The sequence below is a fragment of the Intestinimonas massiliensis (ex Afouda et al. 2020) genome, from assembly GCF_900626285.1.
GTDB lineage: Bacteria > Bacillota > Clostridia > Oscillospirales > Oscillospiraceae > Flavonifractor > Flavonifractor massiliensis_A.
On sequence record NZ_LR131147.1, the window covers coordinates 2,883,860 to 2,903,916 of the forward strand.

Genomic DNA, 20,057 nt, shown 5'->3' on the forward strand with positions numbered 1-20,057 from the left:
GTACTTCACAGGGACACACCCTCCTTTCCTTGGAAGATACTTTAGCACTTTTTGGTGCGAAAGTCAAGAGGAAATTTTTCTTGAATTCCTACCGACAATGTGGTATTATATTGGGCAACAAACTAAGGTAGGGATGCACATGAAGATTTCCACAAAAGGGCGCTATGCCCTGCGGCTGATGCTGGACGTGGCGCTGAACAGCAACGGCGCGGCGGTCCCCCTCCGGGACGTGGCCCAGCGGCAGGAGATTTCTGATAAATATCTGGAGCAGATCGTGACCCAGCTGTCGAGAGCGGGCCTGGTGCGCTCAGTGCGGGGGGCCGGCGGCGGCTTCCTGCTGACCCGTCCGCCGGAGGAGTACACCGTGGGGGAGATCCTCCGCACCCTGGAGGGCAATCTGGCCCCGGTGAGCTGCGCCGACGCCGACGACGTGTGCCGGTGCAGCCGGGCGGACCAGTGCGTGACGGTGGAGGTGTGGCGGGATATCCAGGCCGCCGTGTCCAGCGTGGTGGACCATCTGACCCTGGCGGACCTGGTGAAGCGCTACCACGAAAAATGCCCGGAGGACGGAAAAAACGCCGGCTGAGCCGGATGTAAAAGGATCTTTGCGTGACAAATGTGCCGGTCCGGCCTATCCTGGAGACGAGGTGATACGGATATGCGGGATATCGGCAAGAACATCAAAGCCCTGCGGGAGAAGAAGGGCATGACCCAGGAGGCGCTGGCGGAGGCCCTGTTCGTCACCCGGCAGACGGTGTCCAACTACGAGAACGGCCGCAGCCGCCCCGACCTGGACATGCTGGTGAACATCGCCCGGGTGCTGGATGCCGACGTGAACCAGGTGCTCTACGGCCTGCCGGCGGACCTGGACCGGCGGCGGATGGTCAAGCGGCTGGGGATCGGCTGCCTGATCCTGCTGGCCATCCACCTGTTCTTCGTGTTCGCCTCGCCCACCATGAACCAGATGATCAAGCGCCTCGCCGCGCTCCTTCCCATGGTCCTCTCTGCCCTGCTGCTGCCCGCCCGGTGGGCGGTGTTGGGGTGGTGCGTCCTCCAGGCGGCGAGCCTGACCCGGGCGGTGAAGCCGCTGGCGGATGGGACCCGGGTGACCCGGCTCCGGCGGGGGCTGCTGATCCTGCTGGGGCTGGAATTGGTTCTGTTACTCCCCGTTCTGACAGCAGGGCTTATCCAGCTGCCCCAACTCCTCTCCGGCAAGCGGGATAGTCTGTCTTTTCCCGCCATCCCGGTGCATAGCACTCTGACCAGCTATCTGATGATCTTCAATACCCGCCATCCCCAGCTATACATCATCCTCGGCGGAGCCCTGTGGTTCCTCCGATTCCCCAAGCCATAAGAAAAGGGACGCTGCTTTGCAGCGTCCCTTCTGTTTTAGCTGTAAATGCCGGTGGACAGGTAGCGCTCTCCCGTGTCGGGGAGGACGGCCACGATGGTCTTGTCCCGGAAGGCGGGGTCCTTGGCCAGCTCCAGGGCGGCCCAGTAGGCCGCGCCGGAGGAGATGCCCACCAGCACGCCCTTGCCCCGGGCCAGCTCCCGGGCGGTGTCCATGGCCGCCTGGCCGGGGACGGGCAGCACCTTGTCCACCACCCCCAGGTCCAGGGTGCCGGGGACGAAGCCGGCTCCGATGCCCTGGATCTTGTGGGGCCCCGGCTTGCCGCCGGACAGGACGGCGGATTCCGCGGGCTCCACCGCCACCACGGTGACGTTGGGGTTGCGCTCCTTCAGGTAGCGGCCGGCGCCGGTGACGGTGCCGCCGGAGCCCACCCCGGCCACCAGCACATCCACCTTGCCGTCGGTGTCCCGCCAGATCTCCGGGCCGGTGGTCTCATAGTGGGCGCGGGCGTTGGCCGGGTTGTTGAACTGGTCGGGCATCCAGGACCCGGACACGGTATCCAGCAGCTCCTTCGCCTTGGCAATGGCGCCGCTCATGCCCTTGGCCCCCTCGGTGAGCACCAGCTCCGCCCCCAGAGCGGCCAGCAGGCTCCGCCGCTCCTGGCTCATGGTCTCGGGCATGGTGAGCACCACCTTGTACCCCCGCTGGCGGCCGATGTAGGCCAGAGCCACGCCGGTGTTGCCGCTGGTGGGCTCCACGATGGTGGCCCCGGGCTTTAAGAGCCCCTTCTCCTCGGCGTCCAGGATCATATACAGCCCCGCCCGGTCCTTGGCGGAGGACAGGGGATTGAAGCTCTCCAGCTTGCCCAGCACCACTCCGCTGCCGTTGTCGGCCAGCTTGAGCAGGGGGGTATTGCCAATGAGCTGATAGATGGAATCCGCGATCTTCATGGAACAGACCTCCCGTTGTTTTTGTCAAGGATACCACACAATCCCCACAAAATCAATAGGAATTTATGAATCTCCCAGGGGGAGGTCTATGTCCAGGGCATCGGTGCTGGTGAAGCTGAGGGTAAAGACCGCGCTGTCCCAGAGGTAGTCCTCCAGAATATACTCGAATTCGTAATGGCCCGGGGCCTCCCGGTCGCCCCGCATGCTGTAGCCCCCGGTGGTGTGGGTACCTCCCTCCGGGTCCCGGAACTCCAGCTCAAAGGGGGACCGGCTCACGGTACAGCTCACCTTGACCACCCAGTGCTGCTCCCCGCTCCGGCTGATCCGCCGCTCCGCCGTCAGGCCGGTCACCTCCTCCGGCAGAGTGCCGGTCCAGGTGTTTGCGGCCAGGTCCACTGTCACCGGCTGAGCCTCCTTGTCCAGCCACGCCGCCCCGTCCAGGTGGAGGGTCAGGTCGGTCGGGTTTTTTACAAAGTACAGGCTCTGGAAGTAGTAGGTGTACCGTCCGGAGGCGGAGACGGTGCCGTCGATGGCGTCATAAACCGTGCCGTCCCTGTCGGTGAAGTGGAACTCCAGGTCCTCCAGCCAGGCGGTGTTGTCCGGGTCGCCGGCAAGATGGAGGGCGGTGCGGGTGGGGTTGAGCTCCAGCCGGTCCACCAGCAGCCGCTGGCCGTCCGCCTCCACCCACCGCCCCACCGGCACCTCCACCGCCGGGGCTGTCTTATGGGGATCCAGGGTGATGGTGAAGGGGAACACGTGGTCCAGGGGGTGGTCCTCCCCCGCCTGGTCGCTGCCCAGCAGCTCCACCTCCAGGGTCAGGGTTTGGGGGATCTCCTCCAGCTCCTTGAAGTGGATCTCCAGCTTTTTCAGCTCCTCCGCGCTGGTGGTGCTGCCCACGGAGTAGCCGGACAGGGGCGTGCCGCTGCCGTCCTTCAGGTCGCAGGAGGCGGTGTAGCAGGGGTATTCCCCTCCGTCCACCCGGTAGAACACCACCATCTGCTGCTGGTCGGCGATGACGTATTCCAGGGTGAGGGTGGTGCCGTCAAAGCTCTGGCTCTGGCCGATATACTGCACGTAGTCGTGCTCCACCGCGGCGGACAGGCTGGGGGAGAAGGCCACCGCCGCCGCCAGCTCCCGCAGCACGGGGACGTTGGCGCAGGCCAGGGCGAAGGTGGGCAGGGTATTGACCGCCAGGACAAAGGCGGCGCACACCCCGGCGGCGCTCCCCAGGGAGATGCCCCACCGCTTCCCCATCCGGCGGCGGCGTGCCCGGGCCTTGGCCCGCCGGGCGGTGCCGTCCAGGGCTTCCGGCGTCTGATCCAGCTGACGGATCAGGTCCCAGTATTCCTGCTGTCGGTTCATGACGCTCCCTCCTTCTCGGTCAGATCCAGCTTCAACAGGGCCAGGGCCTTCCGCTGGCGGGTGGACACGGTGCCCCGGGGCAGGTCCAGGGCGGCGGCGGTCTCCTCCAGGGTCAGGCCGGTGAAGTACCGCAGGACGATCACGTCCCGCAGCTGGGCGGGCAGGCGGCGGACGGCCTCCTTCAGGGGGAGGGCGTCGAACTGCTCCCCGGCGGTGTCGGGCAGCTCCTCCACCGCCAGCTCCCGCCTCCGCCGCCGCAGCTCGTCCCGGCACACGTTGATAAGGATGCGCACCAGCCAGGTCTCCAGGTAGTTTGGCTCCCGCAGCTTCCGCCAGCCCAGGTAGCCCTTGTACACCGCCTCGTCCACCGCGTCCACCGCGGCGCTCTCGCTGCCCAAAGTGAGCAGGGCCGCCCGGTACAGCTTGCCCCGGGCTCCCTCCGCCCGCTCCAGGTATTCCAGCTCGGTCAAGGTCCTCCCTCCTTTCTCGTTCCGCCCATTAGACGGAGTGAGGCGGCATTCTGATTGCGGGATTTGAAAAAAGCAAGGCCCGCCGTCCGGCGGGCCTTGCTTGGTTGGAAGTTCTTTTTAGAAAACAGCCACAACGGCGCCGTTGTAGGTCTCGTCGATGAAGGTCTTCACCTCATCGCTGCACAGGGCGGCGGCCAGAGCCTGGATGGCGGGATCGTTCTCCCGGCCCTCCTTGACGGCCAGCACGTTGACGTAGGCCTGGGCGGCCTCGCCGTCGGCGGACTCCACGGCCAGGGCGTCGTCCATGGACAGGCCGGCGTCAATGGCGTAGTTGCCGTTGATGACAGCCATATCCAGGTCGGCCAGGCGCAGGGGCAGCTGAGCGGCCTCCATCTCGGAGAACTGCAGGTTCTTGGGATTCTCCACGATGTCGTTGATGGTGGCGGTGATGCCGGCGTCGTCAGCCAGGGTGATCAGGCCCTCCTGCTGGAGCACCAGCAGGGCGCGGCCCTCGTTGGTGGCGTCGTTGGGCAGGCCGATGAGGGCGCCGTCAGCCAGCGCGTCCAGGCTGGTGGTCTTGCCGGCGTACAGGCCCATGGGCTCGTAGTGGACCTCGGCGGCGCTCACCAGGTGGGTGCCGTACTCCTCATTGAAGTCGTTCATGTAGGTGATGTGCTGGAAGTAGTTGGCGTCCAGGGAGCCGTCCTCCACGGCGTTGTTGGGCTGGACGTAGTCGTTGTACTGCATGATCTCCAGGGTGATGCCCTGCTCGGCCAGGATGTCCTTCACCACTTCCAGGATCTCAGCGTGGGGCGCGGGGGTGGCGCCCACCTTCAGGACGGTGCCCTCCAGGCTGGTGTTGGTCTCGGCGGCGGGAGTCTGGGAATTGGCGGCGTCAGGGGTCTCGGCATTGCCGGTGGTGGAGCCGCAGCCGGCCAGCAGGCCGACGGTCAGCACGCCGGTGAGGAGCAGAGAGGCAAGCTTCTTCATGGTTCATTTCTCCTTTTCATCTTGTGGTTTCTTCCCAAATGCGAGCACAAAAAAACGCCCTTGAAGAAATTTCAAGGACGAGAGCTTTCGCTTCGTGGTACCACCTTGCTTCACCCATGCCTCACGGCAGGGGCCTTATGGAGTACAGCCATACTCCTGCGCGCTCACGGGCGCTCCCGTCGCAGCCTATGCGCATTCACGCAGTCGGTGCGCCGCTCCGAGACCATCTTCACCGAAACCTTCCGCACCCGTTCCCACCAATCCGGGCTCTCTGTGCCGTATCTTAACGGTTACTCTTCTCTTCCTCGCGTTTGAGGGGCGTTATTCAGTTCCCTTTGGGTTGCACTTAGTTTACAACCGTCTGTCCCTCCTGTCAACCGGCGATTGTACCTAAAAAAGGGACAGGCAAACCGTCTGGTTTGCCTGTCTCCACAATTTTACATGGCGCCGGGGGTCCGCTTGTCCCGGTTCACCTGCCGGTTGGCGTCCCGGCGGCCCTTCCTGCGGCCGCCCTTGCTGAGGCGCCGGTCCACCCCCACTGCGGTGTGGGTGCCAATGGACTGGATGATCTGCACCAGGATGACCAGCACGATCACCGCGCCGTAGAGGATGATCTGCTGCTTGCGGTAGTAGCCGTAGTTGATGGCGGTGGCGCCCAGGCCGTTGCCGCCGATGATGCCCGCCATGGCGCCGTAGCCCAGGATGGTGATGGTGACGGTGGTGGCGCTGGTGAGCAGGGAGGGCATAGCCTCGGGCAGCAGCACCTTGCGGACGATCTGGAAGGGGGAGGCGCCCATGGACTCGGCGGCCTCCAGCACCCCGTGGTCCACCTCCCGCAGGGAGGACTCCACCATGCGGGCCACGAAGGGGAAGGCGGCGATGACCAGGGGCGGGATCATGGCGTTGGTACCCACGCTGGTGCCCAGGATCACCCGGGACAGGGGGATGGCCATGATCATCAGGATCAGGAAGGGCACCGAGCGCAGAATGTTGATGATGAAGTTGATGACGCTCATCAGGGGCCGGGGCAGGGGCCGCACGCCGTCCTGCTCGCCGGTGACCAGCAGGATGCCCAGGGGCAGGCCGATGATGTAGGAGAAGATGGTGGCCAGGACGGTGGAGTACAGGGTGGCCCAGATGTCGCTGGCCATGTTGCTCATCAGCACGGACAGCTGGTCCTGCACGTCGGGGTTGTTGAAGAAATCAAGCATGGTAATCGGGCACCTCCTCCACGGTAACGTCCTTCTGGGCCTTCAGGTAATTCATGGCCTTGGCGGCGTCGTTCCTGTCCTGGGGCAGGCCCAGCAGCATGGAGCCGAAGGCCTTGCCGTTCACGTTGCGGGTGTCGGCCCCCAGGATATTCACCTTCACGCCGCAGTCGATGGCCAGGGAGGCGATGAGGGGCTCGTAGGAGGAGCCGCCGTTGAACACCACCCGCACCACGCCGGCCACCGGGAACTGGTCGATGTTGGCCCCCTCGGGGAACACCAGCTTCCGCCCGGCCTCGCTCTTGGGGTTGGAGAAGACCTCCTCCACGGTGCCGGTCTCCACCATGTTGCCGTGCTCCAGGATGGCCACATGGGTGCAGATGGCCTCCACCACCGCCATCTCATGGGTGATGATGACGGCGGTGATGCCCATGCGCTTGTTGATGTCCTGGATCAGCTTCAGGATGGACCGGGTGGTGGTGGGGTCCAGGGCGGAGGTGGCCTCGTCGCACAGCAGCACCTTGGGGTTGGAGGCCAGGGCCCGGGCGATGGCGATACGCTGCTTCTGGCCGCCGGAGAGCTGGGCGGGATAGGCGTTGGCCTTGTCGGGCAGACCCACGATGTCCAGATACTCCAGAGCCCGCTTCTTGGCCTCCGCCGCCGGCACCCCGGCGATCTCCATGGGGAAGCAGATGTTTTTCAGGCAGGTGCGCTGCATGAGCAGGTTGAACTGCTGAAAGATCATGGCAATGGAGCGGCGGGCCTGCCGCAGCCGGGCGGGGGAAAAGGTCATCAGATCCTCCCCGTCCATCAGCACCTGGCCGGAGGTGGGCCGCTCCAGCAGGTTGATGCAGCGGACCAGGGTGGACTTGCCCGCGCCGCTCATACCCACGATGCCGAAGATGTCGCCGTCCTGAATGGTCAGGCTGACGTTGTTCAGGGCCTGGAAGTCCCCGTCGGCAGTGGGAAAGGTTTTCGATACCTGTCTTAATTCGATCACAGAACCGTACCCCTCTAACTGTAAAAATGGTAAGGAAACCGCCCGGATGAGACAAAAAGGGCGGATTTTCACGCATACGATATTCTATGCCAACCCCGTCCAACTGTCAAGGAAAAAAGCCCCCGGCGGGGCGATAACCCGCCGGGGGCTCCCTGATCAATGTCCGCAGGAGCAGCAGCCGCCGTGCTCCTCGTCTTCGCAGGGCAGCTTCAGGTTGTCGGGCACCTCTTTCCCCTGCCGCTTGTAGTAGTCGGCCAGGGCGGCCTTGATGGCCTCCTCCGCCAGCACGGAGCAGTGCATCTTATATCCGGGCAGCCCGTCCAGGGCCTCGGCCACCGCCGCGTTGGTCAGCCCCATGGCCTCCCCGATGGTCTTGCCCTTGATCATCTCGGTGGCCATGGAGGAGGTGGCGATGGCAGAGCCGCAGCCGAAGGTCTTGAACTTCACGTCGGTGATCACGTCCCCGTCGATCTTCAGGTACATCTTCATAATATCCCCGCACTTGGGGTTGCCCACCTGGCCCACCCCGTCGGCGTTTTCAATCTCCCCCACGTTCCGGGGATGCTCAAAATGGTCCATGACCTTTTCAGAATACAGCATGTGATATTCTCCTTTCTGATTACAATACCCAGGTAGGCTTCTGGGCGTCCTTGTCCCAAACCGGGGACATCTCCCGCAGGTATTCCACCACGGCGGGCACTTCCTTCAGAATATAATCCACATCCTCCTGGGTGTTGTCGGGGCCCAGGGAGAGCCGCAGGGACCCGTGGGCGATGGCGTGGGGCAGGCCGATGGCCAGCAGCACGTGGGAGGGGTCCAGGGAGGCGGAGGAGCAGGCGGAGCCGGAGGAGGCGCAGATGCCCTTGGCGTCCAGGTGGAGCAGCAGGGCCTCCCCCTCCACTCCCTCGAACACGAAGGAGGCAGTGCCGGGCAGACGATCGGTCAGGCTGCCGGTGACCTTGGCGTAGGGCAGCCTGGTGAGGCCCCGGATCAGCTGATCCCGCAGGCCGGCCAGCCGGCGGGATTCCACCGGCAGGTTGTCCACCGCCTCCTGGAGGGCCGTGGCCAGGCCCACAGCCCCGGGCACGTTCTCGGTGCCGGAGCGGCGGCCCTTCTCCTGGCCGCCGCCCTGGATGAGGGCGGGCAGCCGCAGGGGCTTTCTCATATACAGCACCCCCACCCCTTTGGGTCCGCCGAACTTGTGGCCGGACAGGGAGAGCAGGTCCACGTTCCACTTTTCCACATCCACCGGGATGTGGCCCACCGCCTGGACGGCGTCGGTGTGGAAGAGCACCTTGTGGGCCTTTGCAATAGCGCCGATCTCGGCGATGGGCTCAATGGTGCCGATCTCGTTGTTGGCGGCCATGACGGAGATCAGGATGGTGTCGGGGCGGATGGCCGCCTCCACGGCGGCGGGGTCCACCCGGCCCTCCCCGTCTACCGGCAGGTAGGTCACCTCATACCCCTGCTTCTCCAGCCACTGGGCGGTGTGGAGAATGGCGTGGTGCTCAATGGCGGTTGTGATGATGTGGCCGGTCTTTTTTCCCCGCAGGGCCATCAGCTCGGCCACCCCCCGGAGGGCCCAGTTGTCCGCCTCGGTGCCGCCGGAGGTGAAGTAGATCTCCTCGGGCCTGGCGTTGAGGCACCGGGCCACCTGGATGCGGGCGGCCTCCAGGTCGCTCTTGGCCTGCTGGCCGAAGGCGTACAGGCTGGAGGGATTGCCGTAGCCGCTGGTGAAGTAGGGGAGCATGGCCTCCAGGGCCTTGGGGGAGACGGCGGTGGTGCCGGCGTGGTCGGCGTAGATCATTTTATGTGTCATGGAGAAAACTCCTTTCGATTTTGCTAAATTCCTATCTGTTTACTATGATTATAGCCAGGCAAACTGAGTTTGTCAAGAAAAACTTTCCGGGGCGGATTTCCCGTTGACGGAAAAAGGCGGGGATGTTATAGTGGGCATAAGCTTTATTACGGACACAAAATAGGAGCTGTTCTATGGATAAACGCCTGTTTAAAAGTATTCTGCTCATCATCACCTACGCGGTGTTGCTGGTGATGGTGCTGGTCCGGCTGGATGTGGTCACAGGCACGATCGGCTATGTGCTGGGCCTGTTCCGGCCCCTCATCATCGGCTTCGCCCTGGCCTTTGTGCTCAACCGGCCCTGCCACTTCTTCTTCCGGCTGTACAGCCGGGGCCTGGGCAGGACCAGGGCGGCAGGAGCCGCCCGGCCCCTGGCGGTGGTCACCTCCTACCTGGCCCTCATCGTGGTGGTGACGGCGGTGATCTCCTTCGTGGTGCCCAAGCTGGCGGAGAGCATCCAGACCTTTATTCTCAACCTCAGCGGCTATATCACCAACATCCAGGACTGGCTCAACCGGCTGGCGGAATACCTCCATCTGGATATGAAGAGCCTGGACCTGTCCAGCCTGAACCAGACCCTGGAGAACCTGTTCAAACAGGCGCTGGGCTTCCTGTCCGACCTGGGGCCCCGGCTGCTGGAGTTCACCACCGGCATCGTCTCCCTGGTGGTCACCGGGGTGCTGGCCCTGGTGTTTTCCATCTATATGCTCTCCGGCAAGGAGAAGCTGCTGGGCCAGTGCCGCCGGGTGCTGCGGGCCTATGTGCCCAAAAAATTCGCCGACCCCATCACCGACGTGATCCACCTGACCAGCGACACCTTCACCCGGTTCGTCACCGGCCAGCTCATCGAGGCCTGCATCCTGGGGGGCCTGTGCACGGTGGGGATGCTGTTCATCCAGCCGGATTACGCCCCCCTCATCGGGGTGACCATCGGGGCCTCGGCCATCATCCCGGTGGCGGGCGCCTATATCGGGGCCATCGTGTCGGCGGTGCTGCTGCTGATGGTGTCCCCCCTGAAGGCCCTGATCTTCCTGGTGTTTCTGGTGATCCTCCAGCAGATCGAGGGCAACGTGATCTACCCCAAGGTGGTGGGCTCCTCCATCGGCCTGCCCGGCCTCTGGGTGCTGGCCGCCGTCACGGTGGGCGGCGGGCTGCTGGGGCTGGAGGGGGTCCTGCTCAGCGTGCCGGTAGCCTCGGTGCTGTACACCCTGCTGAAGCGGGACGTGCGCAGGCGTCTGGACAGCCAGGAAAACGGGTAAAAAAAGTGTGCCGCAGTGCGGCACACTTTTTCTTTTTTCTTTTACAGGGTGGTGACCTGATAGCCCAGGGTGCGGCTCTCGCCGGGGGCCAGGGTGATGCAGAAGGCCTTGTCGGCCAGCTCCGGGCCCTCCCCCGCGATGGCGGAGGCGCCGTGCCAGGGCTCGATGCACAGGTAGGGGGCCTGCTTGTGGGGCATGGTCCAGAAGGCCAGGATGGGATAGCCGGGGAAGTCCACCTGCACCCCATGTCCGCTCTTCCGGCTCACCAGCCGCACCGACTGGGACTTGAGGCCGTGGAAGATCAGGGTGTCCAGGTCGTCGAACCAGTGGTACTCCAGGGGCAGGGTGTCGGTGTCCTCCAGGCAGGGCAGGGTGCGGTTCCAGTCCATCCCCTCCCCGTCGGGCACCAGGGTCTTGCAGGTCTCCTTCTGAGGGAAGCGGATCTCGTAGTCGGTAAAGGCCTCCCCCTCGTCCAGGGGGCAGCGGAAGCCGGTGTGGGCCCCCACGCAGTAGGGCAGGGGCTCCTTGCCGGTGTTGGTCACGGTGACGCTGGTGGCAAAGCCCCCGTCGGTGAGCTGCTGGCGCACCGTCAGCTTAAAGTCCCAGGGGTAGAGGGCCAGGGTGGCCTCGTCCTGCTCCAGGGTCAGCTCCGCCCAGTCCTCCCCCTGTCCGGTCACGGTAAACTCCCGCCGCCGGGCAAAGCCGTGGCGCTCCATGGACACCTCTTTGCCCTTGACGCGGATCTTGCCGTCCTTCAATCCCCCCACGATGGGGAACAGCAGGGGATTGCGGCCGGGCCAGTAGGCCGGATCGCCGCTCCAGATGTACTCCCGGCCGGTCTCGTCCCGGTAGGACACCAGCTCGGCCCCCAGGGTGGTGATCCGGGCGGTCCGCCCGCCCCGCTTCAGTTCCAGTTCCATAACTGCACGCCTCCTTCTTTTCTTACCTGCATTATAGCCGTCTCCCGTCTCCATTGCAAGGGCGGAAGCGTTTGACATCCTTCCCGTTCCGGGATAAAATAGAACCATTCTGAGATAGAAAGGAGCAGCCATTATGCTGTTTGCACCATATGAGCGCCTCCAGTACGCCCGCTCCCCCCTGGTGGAGGTCATCTGCCAGCTCCGCTTCCCCACCATCCTGTCCATCGGCGCCAACGAGCCCGCCGCCTTCCAGGAGGCGGTCCGCCGGGACTTCCCCCGGTACATGGCCCGGCAGGAGCAGCTTCCCCCCAAGGTGGTGAAGAAGGGCAATTCCACCGCCCTGGAGCCCCAGAAGCCTATCACCAACTACCACTTCATCTCGGAGGACGGCCGGTGGAAGCTGAACCTGACCCAGAACTTCATCGCCCTGTCCACCCTGAGCTACCAGCGGTGGGAGGACTTCGCCGCCCGGCTGGACCAGCCTCTGGCCCAGTTCATCCAGATCTATCAGCCCGCCTTCTTTGAGCGCATCGGCCTGCGGTACGTCAACGCCGTCTCCCGCAAGCGGCTGGGTCTGGAGGACCAGCTGTGGGACGACCTGATCCGGGACCAGTACCTGGGCATCCTGGGCCAGCCCGACGTGGAGGAGACCGAGATCACCAAGTGCTCCCTGGATGTGGAGACCCCCCTGGTGGGCGGCTACAAGATGAAGGTCCACGCCGGCCCCGGCCTGGTGGGGGGCAACCAGGGCGACAAAGAGGTCAAGTTCATCCTGGACGGGGACTTCTCCGCCGCTGGCCAGCTGTCCGCCGATTCGGTGCCCGCCAAGCTGGAGGACATGCACCGCTTCGCCCTGTGCTTCTTCCGGGGGGCCATCACCGACGAGCTTCATCAGGCCATGGGCCCCACCCCTCTGGCGGAATAAGATGGAGGAGCTTGTGATCCGTCCCGCCCGGCCGGAGGAGCTGGATACCATCTGGGCCCTGGTGGTCCGGGCGGTGGCCGACATGAACGCCCGGGGCAATCCCCAGTGGGGGGCGGACTACCCCACCCGGGACTTTTACGCCGGGGACATCGGCCGGGGGGAGCTGTACGCCGCCCTGGCGGACGGGCAGCTGGCGGGGGTGGCCTGCGTCAACACCAGCGAATCCCCCGAGTACGACCCCCTGCCCTGGACCACCAGCCGCCCGGCCATGGTCATCCACCGGATGGCGGTGGACCCGGCCTGCCAGCGGAGCGGCGTGGGGTCCGCCTTCTTCCGCTTTGCCGAGGAGGAGGCCCGGCGGCGGGGCCTGGGGGCCATGCGCATCGACACCTACTCCCTCAACGACCGGATGCAGGCCCTGATCCGCAAGATGGGCTTCACCCAGGTGGGGACCATCCACCTCCACGGCCGGCCCCTCACCTACCCCTGCTTTGAGAAAAACCTTGCAATCCCAGAGAGAAAAGACTAGAATAGACAGGTGTCTTGACAGAAAGGGCGGTACCTGCCGATGAAGAAGCTGCTGCTGGTGGTGGACTACCAGAAGGATTTTGTGGACGGAGCTCTGGGCTTTCCCGGCGCGGAGGCGCTGGACGGGCCCATCGCGGCAAAGATCGAGGCCTATCACGCCGCCGGGGACGACGTGGCCTTCACCCTGGACACCCACCAGGAAAACTACCTGGACACCCAGGAGGGGAAGAAGCTGCCGGTGCCCCACTGCGTCATGAACACGGAGGGCTGGCAGCTCTACGGGAAAACCGGACAGGCCATGGACAAAAGCCGGGACATGGTGGTGTGCAAGCCCACCTTCCCCTCCCTGTGGCTGGGGGGCTGGCTGAAGGAGCGGGGCTATGACCGGGTCGAGCTGGTGGGGCTGGTGTCCTATATGTGCGTGCTGTCCAACGCCATCGTGGCCAAGGCCGCTCTGCCGGAGGCGGAGCTGGTGGTGGACGCATCCTGTACCGCCGGACCCGACCCCAGACTGCACGCAAACGCCCTGGAGCTGATGGAGACGCTCCAGATCACCGTTGTCAACCGGGAGGTTTGAACACCATGAAGGAACACATGAATTACACCCTGCTCTGCGATTTCTATGAGCTGACCATGGGCAACGGCTACTTCCAGACCGAGGGGTACGCCGACCAGATCTGCTACTTTGACATCTTCTTCCGCAACGTCCCCGACGGGGGCGGCTTTGCCATCGCCGCCGGCCTGGAGCAGGTCATTGACTATATCGAGCACCTGGAGTTCACCCAGGAGGATATCGACTACCTCCGGGGGAAGGGCTGCTTCTGCGAGGGCTTTCTGGAGTACCTGAAGGGCTTCAGGTTCACCGGCGACATGTGGGCGGTGCCCGAGGGCACGCCCATCTTCCCCCGGGAGCCCATCCTCACCGTCCGGGCCCCCGCCATTGAGGCCCAGTTTATCGAGACCTTCCTGCTGCTCACTTTGAACCACCAGTCCCTCATCGCCACCAAGACCAACCGCATCGTGCGGGCGGCGGACGGCCGGCCGGTGAGCGAGTTCGGCTCCCGCCGGGCCCAGGGCCCCGACGCGGCTCTGCTGGGCGCCCGGGCCTCCTATATCGCCGGGTGCGCCGGCACCGCCTGCACCCTGGCCGATGAGATCTACGGCTCACCCGCCGGCGGCACCATGGCCCACTCCTGGGTGCAGATGTTCCCCGACGAGTATACCGCCTTCAAGACCTACTGCCAGCTCTATCCCCACTCCGCCACCCTGCTGGTGGACACCTACAACGTGCTCAAGTCCGGCGTGCCCAACGCCATCCGGGCCTTCAAGGAGGTGCTGCTCCCCCAGGGCATCACCAACTGCGCCATCCGGCTGGATTCCGGCGATCTGACCTACCTGTCCCGGAAGGCCCGGAAGATGCTGGACGCGGCGGGCCTCACCGAGTGCAAGATCGTGGCCTCCAACTCCCTGGACGAGTATATCATCCGGGACCTGCTGCTCCAGGGGGCCAAGATCGATTCCTTCGGCGTGGGCGAGCGGCTCATCACCTCCAAGAGCGAGCCGGTGTTCGGCGGGGTGTACAAACTGGCGGCGGTGGAGGACAAGGAGGGGAACATCATCCCCAAGATCAAGATCAGCGCCAACGCCGACAAGATCACCAACCCCCATTTCAAGAAGGTGTACCGGCTGTTCGACAACGAGACGGGCAAGGCCTTCGCCGATCTCATCACCCTCCACGATGAGACGGTGGACGACACCCGGCCCCTGGAGCTCTTCGACCCGGACGCCACCTGGAAGCGGAGCGTGTTCACCAACTTCACCGCCCGTGAGCTGCTGGTGCCCATCTTCCAGGGCGGCAAGCGGGTGTACCAGTCGCCCCCCATCGCCGAAATGCGGGCCTGGTGCGCCGGGCAGATCGACCTTTTGTGGGACGAGGTCAAGCGGTTCGAGAACCCCCACAACTACTACGTGGACCTGTCCCAGCGCCTGTGGGACATCAAGCAGGACCTGCTCCGCCGGGAGGGCAAATAAGCACAGAGTAAAAGAGGCCCCCATGATGCATCATGGGGGCCTCTTCTGTCTGTTGGGATCAGGCGGCGGCGGGCACCTTCTGGGCGGCCAGGAAGCCGTCAAAGTTCATCAGCAGCTGGGCGAACTCGGCCCGGCTCAGCTGGCTGGCGGGCATCAGCTGGTGGTTCTGGTTGCCGGTCATCAGTCCGGCGTAGTAGCAGAAGGTCATGCCCTCCAGGTCCTCAGCGGGGATCTGGTCGTAGTCGGGCACCTTGTCCTTCATGGAACCGTCGTCGGCGGGGGCCTTCACGCCCTTCCAGACGGAGTAGTCGGCGAAGATGGAGGCCACCTGGGCCCGGGTGGCGGCGCTGTCGCCGGCGAACGCGGTCCCGGCGTCATACAGGCCCTGAGCGGCGGCCCAGTTGATGCAGTCGGCGTACCACTGGCCCTCGGTACCGGCAACGGTGACCTTCTCCACGGCGGGCTTGCCCTCCATGTTGTAGAGCATCTGGTACACGCTGGCCACGGTGACGTTGGCAGCGGGGCTGAAGCTGGAGCCGTTGGTGGTGCTCATCAGGCCCTCGCTGGTGACGTAGCGGACGGCCTCGGCATACCAGGCGGTGAAGTCGGTGTCGGCATACAGCACCTTGATGCGGCCGGCCCCTCTGGGATTGGCGTACTGCTCGCCTACGACGCCGCCCAGCTCGTCCTTGATGTAGTTGATCAGGACCTCGTTGTCCACCATGACCTCGTCCTTCAGGATCTTGACGTTGGCCGCGCCGAACATGGCATAGCCGTCGCCGCCGTCCTTCAGCATATAGTTGTGGGAGGCCAGGGTGTAGGTGGCCTTGGGGTCAATGGCGGTGTAGGCGCCGGTCTCGCTGTCCAGGATCTGCACGTCCTTGACCCGGCGGTCGCCGGCCACCTTCACGAAGTTGCCGGCATCATCCAGCTCCACGGTGGAGGGGATGGAGGTGTCGATGGTGTACTTCAGGCCGGAGACCTGGAGGAAGCCGCCGCTCTCAGACACGCCGGCCTGCATGGAGCCCAGCTCCAGGGCGTCCAGGATCTGCTGGCCGCTGACCTCCACCAGGCAGGCCAGGTTGCCGAAGGGGTGCACGGCAATGATGTCGCCGTAGGTGATGTCGCCGGCGGCGATGTTGTCACGGACGCCGCCGCCGTTGACGAAGGCCACGTCGGCCTCCAGCAGGGTGCGGTAGGCGTCGGCGCACAGGTCGCCCAGGTTGGTCTCGGCGGAGCGGACGGCCCGCTGGCCGGTGACGGGGTCATTGATGGTCAGGTCCACGGCGGAGGTGGCTACCACCTCGTCGGCCTTGGCCTTGTACTCGTTCTGGATCCCCTCGATAAAGGTCTTGGCGTCGGTGTAGGCCTGAGAGGTGGTGTCCACATCGGCCAGAGCCACCAGCTCGGTGGTCATGGTGCCGTCGGGGGCAATGACCAGCTTGCCCACGGACTCGGCCTTGGTGCCGGTCTGGCTCAGCAGCACGTCCTTGCCGTCGGCGTTCTTCACGGTCTTGGAGGACTCCACAGTGTGGGAGTGGCCGTCCAGCATCACGTCGATGCCGGTGGTGTTGGCGATGACCTCAGTGGACATCCAGGGGGAGCTCTGGGCGTCCTCACCCAGGTGAGCCATGGCCACCACGTAATCGGCGCCGGCCTTGCGGGCGGCATCCACGGTGGCCTGCACCTGCTTGTACAGGTCCTTGCCGTTGTTGCCCTGGCAGAAGCCGTAGATGTACTCGCCCTTCTCATTCTGGAAGTAGGCGGGGGCGGACTTGGTCAGGGTCTCGGGGGTAGAGATGCCCACATAGGCCACGTCCACATCCCCGTAGGTGATCATCTTGTAGGCGTCCAGCACGGGGTTGCCCTGGGCATCCACGAAGTTGCAGCTCAGATAGGTGTACTGGGCCTGGTTCTTGACGATGTCCAGGAAGGTATCCATCTTGAAGTCAAACTCGTGGTTGCCGGGAATGGCCAGGTCGTAGCCCACCTGGTTCATGATGTCCACGATCCAGCTGCCGTTGGACATGGAGCCCAGCACGCCGCCCTGAATGGCGTCGCCGTTGTCCACCAGGGTCACGTTGTCGGCGCCGTAGGTCTGCTCCATCTGGGCCTTGTAGCCGGCAATGGAGGCGTAGGACATGCCGTCGTCGCTGGTGCAGTGGATATCGTTGGTGTACAGCACCACGATGCCCTCATCGGTCTCCTCCGCCGCGGAGGCGGGCAGCGCCAGCGCGCACAGCATGGCTGCCGCCAGCACCAGGGACAGGAGCCTGCCTGTCTTCTTTTTCATCATACGTACCGCCTTTCCTTTCATCTTTTTGGGAATCCAATGGGCGCAAGTTTATGGTAACAAAATGTAACCAAAATTACAAGCTCATTTGACAAAAATACTGTGAAATTTTACGTTATTTTTGTCGCTAACTTACAGAAAGAGCCGGGACATACCGTCCCGGCTCTTTCCCGTTTCCATATTTTATTTTTCTGCCCAGTTTCCGGTAGCCTCCGCCTTCAGGTAGGCGTTGATGAAGCCGTCCAGGTCGCCGTCCATGACGGCGTTGACGTTGCTGGTCTCGTAGCCGGTGCGGTTGTCCTTCACCAGCTGGTAGGGCATGAATACGTAGGAGCGGATCTGGCTGCCCCACTCGATCTTCAGCTGGACGCCCTTGATATCGGAGATCTTCTCGGCGTGCTGCTGCATCTTCAGCTCCACCAGCTTGGCCCGCAGCATCCGCAGGCAGGTGTCCTTGTTCTGGAACTGGCTGCGCTCGGTCTGGCAGGACACCACGATGCCGGTGGCGTGGTGGATCAGGCGGACGGCGGAGGAGGTCTTGTTGATGTGCTGGCCGCCGGCGCCGGAGGAGCGGAACACCTGCATCTCGTAGTCCTCGGGCCGGATCTCCACGTCGGCGTCCTCGGGCAGGTCAGGCATGACCTCCACAGCGGCAAAGGAGGTCTGCCGCCGGGCGTTGGCGTCAAAGGGGGACACCCGCACCAGCCGGTGCACGCCGTGCTCACTGCGCAGGTGGCCGTAGGCGTTCTCCCCCTCGATGAGGATGGTGGCGCTCTTCAGGCCCGCCTCATCCCCGTCCAGATAGTCCAGGGTCTTGCAGGTGAAGCCGTGGCGCTCCGCCCAGCGGGTGTACATGCGGAAGAGCATCTGGGCCCAGTCCTGGGCCTCGGTGCCGCCGGCGCCGGCGTGGAAGGTGAGGATGGCGTTGGAGCTGTCGTACTCCCCGGTGAACAGGGTGGACAGCTTGGCCTCCTCAATGCCGGACTCCAGCTTGGCGAAGCCCTCCTCCACCTCTGGCACCAGGCTCTCGTCCTCCATCTCGTTGCCCAGCTCGCACAGGGTCATCAGATCCTCCCACTGGGTCTTGCGCTTCTCCTGGCCGTCGATCTTGTCCCGCAGGTTCTTCACCCGCTGCTGGATCTTCTGGGCCTTCTCCAGGTTGTCCCAGAAGCCGTCGGAGGCGCTCTCCGACTCCAGCATCTCGGCCTCCTGTTTGGCGGCATCCAGACCCAGGGCCTGGTCCAGATCGTCCAGCTCCGGCCGCAGGTTGTTGAGCTTCACCTTATATTCGTCGAACTGCAACATGTATTTCCACACTCATTTCCATAAAATAGCCCTATTATTATATCCAACGGCGGCGATAATGTAAAGTGTGGGCATCAAAAAACCGCCGGCTGGCGGCGGTTTTTTATCGGCTGCTGGCTGACCAGCCCTGGTCGGCGCAGAAGATCAGGTCGTCGATGTCCCCCTTGGGGTCGGTGCGCTGTATCGTCTCGTCGGAATGGTGCGCTCTCATGGAATCTCCTCCTTCTCGCGTGATGTACGTATCAGTATATGCTTCCTCCCGTGTGAAATGTGCGCGATTCCCGTCGCGGAAAAAACAGAAATTTTATCTTGACAATCACCTCCCAGTGTGGTATTCTAGTTGAGCACTTACGAGACGAGACTGGAAGCCCTCCACGCCGGAGTGGCGGAATTGGCAGACGCCCGGGACTTAAAATCCCGTGGGAGTGATCCCGTGCCGGTTCGATCCCGGTCTCCGGCACCATATCGCGGGGTAGAGCAGCTTGGTAGCTCGTCGGGCTCATAACCCGGAGGTCGAAGGTTCAAATCCTTCCCCCGCAACCACATTGTGCGACCAAAAAAGATATCGCACCGGAAAACCCCGAAGCCGCAACGGTTTCGGGGTTTTTTCGCGTCCATTTTTGACTGCACGAAAAAAAGATATCTTCCCACCTCTTCCACGTGCGGTGAGGACTTGAACTAAAACTGAGGGCTTTTGCGCCCAATTTTGAGTGAGCAACACGGAAAAATTTCTGTTTCTTCGAAAATTATTTTGTTAAATTTTTGTGAACAAAGTGGTTTGTGCTAAAATGTAGTACAAACCACTTTTCTATTCCACACATCTTGGCCGTCACTTTTTTAAGGTGACGGCCTTTTTTTTCAGATAAAATCAAAATGAGAGCCCAAAGGGCATTACGCACAGGAGGAAATTAACTTGGATCGAAAACAGTATTTTGAAGAACTACATATTGCGCTCACGCGGGAGGGTTTCACCTCCCAGCCTGAGCAGGACGAATTGCTTCCTGTGGAGTGGGATGGTCTCCCCCTCTGCCGGATTACAGCGGACGGAGGCGTTCGCTACTGGCAGGAGGATGTAGCGACGCCGGAACGGGAACGAGCCTGTGAGCGAGCCACCGATCTGGCCTATACCGTGCGTGAGTACATGACGCTGCTGGAACAGGCTCCGCCCCTGCAAGCCCAAAGCCTGACCGGTGACTACCGCCTGCTGGCTGACTTCAACGGAGCCGTGCTGGCTGCCCATCCCACCCGGCTTGGCGTCCAATTCGTCACATGGAACTGGAGCTTCGACCGCACAGGTCTCAATCAGGGCAACTACTTTCAGGAAAACTATGTAGGTGCCAAGCAGGACTTCGCCATCCGCGCCGGCCTCATTTCCAAACAGCAAATCTTCAATCAGGAGCAGCTTATCGAAATCTACCGGTGCTGCTCTGACACCTTAGACGCTGGCTTTGACTTGACTGCCAAGCAGGAAAAGTGCATCCGGGGCGTTCAGGAGCAGATTGCCACTGCAGCTCCCGATGCTCTGGATCGCATAAGAGAACAGGAGCAGCCCCCCATGGAACCCTACAGTCAGGAACCGATCATGTAATATTCAGGTGTCGGAGTTT

At 63.4% G+C, this 20,057-nt stretch carries 19 protein-coding genes and 2 tRNA genes; 10 read left to right on the forward strand and 11 right to left on the reverse strand.

The window, feature by feature from the left end:
- Positions 1-139: 139 nt before the first annotated feature.
- Entirely contained in the window at positions 140-586 is a 447-nt protein-coding gene (locus E0E41_RS14190) for an RrF2 family transcriptional regulator (RefSeq protein ID WP_130870453.1), read from the forward strand.
- 72 nt (positions 587-658) lie between these two features.
- On the forward strand, positions 659-1,354 hold the full coding sequence (locus E0E41_RS14195) for a helix-turn-helix domain-containing protein (RefSeq protein ID WP_165450558.1): 696 nt from the start codon (positions 659-661) through the stop codon (positions 1,352-1,354).
- Between the two features lie 35 nt (positions 1,355-1,389).
- Here E0E41_RS14195 and cysK read toward each other — a convergent pair whose 3' ends face one another.
- From cysK to nifS, 8 genes are all read right to left on the reverse strand, one after another.
- Positions 1,390-2,301, reverse strand: coding sequence for a cysteine synthase A (gene cysK / locus E0E41_RS14200; RefSeq protein ID WP_130870455.1), 912 nt, complete (start codon positions 2,299-2,301; stop codon positions 1,390-1,392).
- A gap of 63 nt (positions 2,302-2,364) precedes the next feature.
- Entirely contained in the window at positions 2,365-3,663 is a 1,299-nt protein-coding gene (locus E0E41_RS14205) for a DUF4179 domain-containing protein (protein WP_130870456.1), read from the reverse strand.
- Positions 3,660-4,133, reverse strand: a complete 474-nt coding sequence (locus tag E0E41_RS14210) for a sigma-70 family RNA polymerase sigma factor (RefSeq protein WP_130870457.1) — start codon at positions 4,131-4,133, stop codon at positions 3,660-3,662. Before E0E41_RS14210 ends, E0E41_RS14205 begins: the two co-directional genes overlap by 4 nt.
- A gap of 117 nt (positions 4,134-4,250) precedes the next feature.
- A complete protein-coding gene (locus E0E41_RS14215; protein ID WP_130870458.1) occupies positions 4,251-5,123 on the reverse strand; it encodes a MetQ/NlpA family ABC transporter substrate-binding protein in 873 nt (290 codons plus the stop codon).
- Positions 5,124-5,560: 437 nt separating this feature from the next.
- Positions 5,561-6,334, reverse strand: coding sequence for a methionine ABC transporter permease (locus tag E0E41_RS14220; RefSeq protein WP_130870459.1), 774 nt, complete (start codon positions 6,332-6,334; stop codon positions 5,561-5,563).
- On the reverse strand, positions 6,327-7,331 hold the full coding sequence (locus tag E0E41_RS14225) for a methionine ABC transporter ATP-binding protein (RefSeq protein ID WP_130870460.1): 1,005 nt from the start codon (positions 7,329-7,331) through the stop codon (positions 6,327-6,329). The genes E0E41_RS14220 and E0E41_RS14225 overlap by 8 nt, the downstream gene beginning before the upstream one ends.
- A 156-nt stretch (positions 7,332-7,487) precedes the next feature.
- Entirely contained in the window at positions 7,488-7,931 is a 444-nt protein-coding gene (gene nifU / locus E0E41_RS14230) for a Fe-S cluster assembly scaffold protein NifU (protein WP_130870461.1), read from the reverse strand.
- A gap of 19 nt (positions 7,932-7,950) precedes the next feature.
- Positions 7,951-9,150 carry a cysteine desulfurase NifS gene (nifS, locus tag E0E41_RS14235; RefSeq protein WP_130870462.1) on the reverse strand — a complete coding sequence of 400 codons (1,200 nt, stop codon included), beginning with the start codon at positions 9,148-9,150 and terminating at the stop codon, positions 7,951-7,953.
- Between the two features lie 173 nt (positions 9,151-9,323).
- Between nifS and E0E41_RS14240 the strand changes: the two genes are divergently transcribed.
- Complete coding sequence (locus E0E41_RS14240; protein WP_130870463.1) at positions 9,324-10,448, forward strand: AI-2E family transporter; 1,125 nt, start codon at positions 9,324-9,326, stop codon at positions 10,446-10,448.
- Positions 10,449-10,489: 41 nt separating this feature from the next.
- Here E0E41_RS14240 and E0E41_RS14245 read toward each other — a convergent pair whose 3' ends face one another.
- Entirely contained in the window at positions 10,490-11,368 is an 879-nt protein-coding gene (locus tag E0E41_RS14245) for an aldose 1-epimerase family protein (RefSeq protein ID WP_130870464.1), read from the reverse strand.
- 133 nt (positions 11,369-11,501) lie between these two features.
- On the opposite strand from E0E41_RS14245, the gene E0E41_RS14250 reads away from it, so the two are divergent.
- The 4 genes from E0E41_RS14250 to E0E41_RS14265 are packed head-to-tail and all read left to right on the forward strand — an operon-like array spanning position 11,502 to position 14,852.
- A complete protein-coding gene (locus tag E0E41_RS14250) occupies positions 11,502-12,293 on the forward strand; it encodes a TIGR04255 family protein (RefSeq protein WP_130870465.1) in 792 nt (263 codons plus the stop codon).
- 1 nt (position 12,294) lies between these two features.
- Positions 12,295-12,822, forward strand: coding sequence for a GNAT family N-acetyltransferase (locus E0E41_RS14255; RefSeq protein WP_130870466.1), 528 nt, complete (start codon positions 12,295-12,297; stop codon positions 12,820-12,822).
- Positions 12,823-12,861: 39 nt separating this feature from the next.
- Positions 12,862-13,398 (forward strand): cysteine hydrolase family protein, encoded by a 537-nt coding sequence (locus tag E0E41_RS14260; RefSeq protein ID WP_130870467.1) that lies wholly within the window; start codon positions 12,862-12,864, stop codon positions 13,396-13,398.
- 5 nt (positions 13,399-13,403) lie between these two features.
- The gene (locus E0E41_RS14265) at positions 13,404-14,852 is read left to right on the forward strand and encodes a nicotinate phosphoribosyltransferase (protein WP_207303224.1); all 1,449 of its coding nucleotides are present in this window, start codon (positions 13,404-13,406) and stop codon (positions 14,850-14,852) included.
- A gap of 58 nt (positions 14,853-14,910) precedes the next feature.
- On the opposite strand, the gene E0E41_RS14270 is transcribed toward E0E41_RS14265, so the two are convergent.
- On the reverse strand, positions 14,911-17,145 hold the full coding sequence (locus tag E0E41_RS14270; RefSeq protein ID WP_130870468.1) for a 5'-nucleotidase C-terminal domain-containing protein: 2,235 nt from the start codon (positions 17,143-17,145) through the stop codon (positions 14,911-14,913).
- A gap of 183 nt (positions 17,146-17,328) precedes the next feature.
- A complete protein-coding gene (gene prfB / locus E0E41_RS14275; RefSeq protein ID WP_130870469.1) occupies positions 17,329-18,450 on the reverse strand; it encodes a peptide chain release factor 2 in 1,122 nt (373 codons plus the stop codon).
- A 376-nt stretch (positions 18,451-18,826) separates the two neighbouring features.
- Here prfB and E0E41_RS14280 point away from each other — a divergent pair.
- From E0E41_RS14280 to E0E41_RS14290, 3 genes are all read left to right on the forward strand, one after another.
- Positions 18,827-18,913: transfer RNA gene (locus E0E41_RS14280), tRNA-Leu, on the forward strand.
- Between the two features lie 3 nt (positions 18,914-18,916).
- A tRNA-Met gene (locus tag E0E41_RS14285) sits at positions 18,917-18,993 on the forward strand.
- 370 nt (positions 18,994-19,363) lie between these two features.
- Positions 19,364-20,038, forward strand: a complete 675-nt coding sequence (locus E0E41_RS14290) for a hypothetical protein (RefSeq protein WP_207303225.1) — start codon at positions 19,364-19,366, stop codon at positions 20,036-20,038.
- Positions 20,039-20,057 lie beyond the last annotated feature (19 nt).